Annotated in this window: 3 protein-coding genes and 4 pseudogenes; 6 read left to right on the forward strand and 1 reads right to left on the reverse strand. The window is 38.3% G+C overall.

Annotated features, from left to right (window positions below):
* The 6 genes and pseudogenes from C1G49_RS04080 to C1G49_RS04115 form a co-directional block, all read left to right on the forward strand.
* Positions 1-96, forward strand: a pseudogene (locus tag C1G49_RS04080) (23S rRNA (adenine(2058)-N(6))-methyltransferase Erm(B)); the annotation flags it as partial.
* A gap of 169 nt (positions 97-265) precedes the next feature.
* Positions 266-382, forward strand: a pseudogene (locus C1G49_RS04090) (topoisomerase DNA-binding C4 zinc finger domain-containing protein); the annotation flags it as partial.
* Positions 383-400: 18 nt separating this feature from the next.
* Entirely contained in the window at positions 401-1,309 is a 909-nt protein-coding gene (locus C1G49_RS04095; RefSeq protein WP_001255866.1) for an aminoglycoside nucleotidyltransferase ANT(6)-Ia, read from the forward strand.
* Positions 1,306-1,853 (forward strand): annotated as a pseudogene (gene sat4 / locus C1G49_RS04100) (streptothricin N-acetyltransferase Sat4). Before C1G49_RS04095 ends, sat4 begins: the two are co-directional and overlap by 4 nt.
* 92 nt (positions 1,854-1,945) lie before the next feature.
* The gene (aph(3')-IIIa, locus tag C1G49_RS04105) at positions 1,946-2,740 is read left to right on the forward strand and encodes an aminoglycoside O-phosphotransferase APH(3')-IIIa (RefSeq protein WP_001096887.1); all 795 of its coding nucleotides are present in this window, start codon (positions 1,946-1,948) and stop codon (positions 2,738-2,740) included.
* 275 nt (positions 2,741-3,015) lie between these two features.
* Positions 3,016-3,258, forward strand: a pseudogene (locus C1G49_RS04115) (helix-turn-helix transcriptional regulator); the annotation flags it as partial.
* A gap of 55 nt (positions 3,259-3,313) precedes the next feature.
* Here C1G49_RS04115 and C1G49_RS04120 read toward each other — a convergent pair.
* Positions 3,314-3,547 (reverse strand): DDE-type integrase/transposase/recombinase (locus C1G49_RS04120; RefSeq protein WP_142426236.1); only part of this gene is annotated, 234 nt, incomplete at its 5' end.

Genomic DNA, 3,547 nt, shown 5'->3' on the forward strand with positions numbered 1-3,547 from the left:
ATGAAACACGCCAAAGTAAACAATTTAAGTACCGTTACTTATGAGCAAGTATTGTCTATTTTTAATAGTTATCTATTATTTAACGGGAGGAAATAATTCTATGAGTCGCTTTTGTAAATTTGGAAAGTTACACGTTACTAAAGGGAATGTAGATAAATTATTAGGTATACTACTGACAGCTTCCAAGGAGCTAAAGAGGTCCCTAGCGCCTACGGGGAATTTGTATCGATAAGGGGTACAAATTCCCACTAAGCGCTCGGGACCCCTTGTAGGAAAATGTCCTAAGTGTGGCAACAATATTGTATTAAAAAAATCGTTTTATGGTTGTTCAAATTATCCTGAATGTAAGTTTACTTTAGCTGAACATTTTAGAAAGAAAAAATAAACGAGGAGTATGTAAATGAGATCAGAAAAAGAAATGATGGATTTAGTACTTTCTTTAGCAGAACAGGATGAACGTATTCGAATTGTGACCCTTGAGGGGTCACGCGCAAATATTAATATACCTAAAGATGAATTTCAGGATTATGATATTACATATTTTGTAAGTGATATAGAACCGTTTATATCTAATGATGACTGGCTTAATCAATTTGGGAATATAATAATGATGCAAAAGCCGGAGGATATGGAATTATTCCCACCTGAAGAAAAGGGATTTTCCTATCTTATGCTATTTGATGATTACAATAAAATTGATCTTACCTTATTGCCCTTGGAAGAGTTAGATAATTACCTAAAGGGCGATAAATTAATAAAGGTTCTAATTGATAAAGATTGTAGAATTAAAAGGGACATAGTTCCGACTGATATAGATTATCATGTAAGAAAGCCAAGCGCAAGGGAGTATGATGATTGCTGCAATGAATTTTGGAATGTAACACCTTATGTTATTAAAGGATTGTGCCGTAAGGAAATTTTATTTGCTATTGATCATTTTAATCAGATTGTTCGCCATGAGCTGCTGAGAATGATATCATGGAAGGTCGGCATCGAAACAGGCTTTAAATTAAGTGTAGGCAAGAACTATAAGTTTATTGAAAGGTATATATCCGAGGATTTGTGGGAGAAACTTTTGTCCACCTACCGGATGGATTCCTATGAAAACATATGGGAAGCATTATTTCTATGCCATCAATTGTTCAGGGCGGTATCCGGTGAGGTGGCGGAAAGGCTTCATTATGCCTATCCGGAGTATGATAGGAATATAACAAAATATACCAGGGACATGTATAAAAAATACACTGGTAAAACCGGCTGCCTGGATAGCACATATGCCGCTGATATAGAAGAGAGGCGGGAACAGTGATTACAGAAATGAAAGCAGGGCACCTGAAAGATATCGATAAACCCAGCGAACCATTTGAGGTGATAGGTAAGATTATACCGAGGTATGAAAACGAGAATTGGACCTTTACAGAATTACTCTATGAAGCGCCATATTTAAAAAGCTACCAAGACGAAGAGGATGAAGAGGATGAGGAGGCAGATTGCCTTGAATATATTGACAATACTGATAAGATAATATATTATATCTTTACTACCAAGACGATAAATGCGTCGGAAAAGTTAAACTGCGAAAAAATTGGAACCGGTACGCTTATATAGAAGATATCGCCGTATGTAAGGATTTCAGGGGGCAAGGCATAGGCAGCGCGCTTATCAATATATCTATAGAATGGGCAAAGCATAAAAACTTGCATGGACTAATGCTTGAAACCCAGGACAATAACCTTATAGCTTGTAAATTCTATCATAATTGTGGTTTCAAAATCGGCTCCGTCGATACTATGTTATACGCCAACTTTGAAAACAACTTTGAAAAAGCTGTTTTCTGGTATTTAAGGTTTTAGAATGCAAGGAACAGTGAATTGGAGTTCGTCTTGTTATAATTAGCTTCTTGGGGTATCTTTAAATACTGTAGAAAAGAGGAAGGAAATAATAAATGGCTAAAATGAGAATATCACCGGAATTGAAAAAACTGATCGAAAAATACCGCTGCGTAAAAGATACGGAAGGAATGTCTCCTGCTAAGGTATATAAGCTGGTGGGAGAAAATGAAAACCTATATTTAAAAATGACGGACAGCCGGTATAAAGGGACCACCTATGATGTGGAACGGGAAAAGGACATGATGCTATGGCTGGAAGGAAAGCTGCCTGTTCCAAAGGTCCTGCACTTTGAACGGCATGATGGCTGGAGCAATCTGCTCATGAGTGAGGCCGATGGCGTCCTTTGCTCGGAAGAGTATGAAGATGAACAAAGCCCTGAAAAGATTATCGAGCTGTATGCGGAGTGCATCAGGCTCTTTCACTCCATCGACATATCGGATTGTCCCTATACGAATAGCTTAGACAGCCGCTTAGCCGAATTGGATTACTTACTGAATAACGATCTGGCCGATGTGGATTGCGAAAACTGGGAAGAAGACACTCCATTTAAAGATCCGCGCGAGCTGTATGATTTTTTAAAGACGGAAAAGCCCGAAGAGGAACTTGTCTTTTCCCACGGCGACCTGGGAGACAGCAACATCTTTGTGAAAGATGGCAAAGTAAGTGGCTTTATTGATCTTGGGAGAAGCGGCAGGGCGGACAAGTGGTATGACATTGCCTTCTGCGTCCGGTCGATCAGGGAGGATATCGGGGAAGAACAGTATGTCGAGCTATTTTTTGACTTACTGGGGATCAAGCCTGATTGGGAGAAAATAAAATATTATATTTTACTGGATGAATTGTTTTAGTACCTAGATTTAGATGTCTAAAAAGCTTTAACTACAAGCTTTTTAGACATCTAATCTTTTCTGAAGTACATCCGCAACTGTCCATACTCTGATGTTTTATATCTTTTCTAAAAGTTCGCTAGATAGAGTTCTATATTAGAGATGTAAAGAGTTTTGGTGAAGAGGTTTGTGAGTATGGCTTTTATAACCAGGGTGCAATGAGAAGCACTAACAGCAGCTAGCTTAAGAACGCATAGGATATACTTTTTATGGAAGTCACAGAGGAGGAATAAAATTTGAACAGGATTAACAGAGTAACCTCTATTCTTATTCAGCTGCAATCAAAAAAAATAATTCCTGCCAAAGAAATTGCACAGCGATTTAATATAAGCTTAAGGACAGTTTACAGAGATATCCGGACACTTGAAGAAGCCGGAATACCAATTGGATCTGAGGCCGGAAAAGGATATTTTCTTGTAGAGGGCTTCCTACTTCCGCCGGTAATGTTTACAGCGGCGGAAGTGGGTGCATTGATTACAGGGTTCTGTTGCAAAGTTTTAAATAAAGAATAAAATCCCTTACGGTATCTATGATTTAATCTGGGATTCCCAATAATACCTTGATTTCAGTACAGACCGAAAACCCGAAGAGAGTGCCTTCTTTTCGGGTTTTCTTATATAATCCTCGGATGGCTTCCATGCCTTTAATCGTGGGTGAGGCAGTGCGTAAACTTCGATAGAATTTATTGCGTCTCTTTACTGGACGATGGTCTTGTTCAATCAAATTATTCAGGTATTTAATGGTACGATGTTCTGTCCCTTGATAAAA

The sequence above is a fragment of the Streptococcus suis genome (genome assembly GCF_002960625.1).
In the GTDB taxonomy this organism is placed as follows: Bacteria; Bacillota; Bacilli; order Lactobacillales; family Streptococcaceae; genus Streptococcus; species Streptococcus suis_T.

Excerpts from the sequence above, each read along its gene's own strand:
- C1G49_RS04095 (WP_001255866.1), top strand. The coding sequence starts at position 401 with ATGAGATCAGAAAAAGAAATGATGGATTTAGTACTTTCTTTAGCAGAA.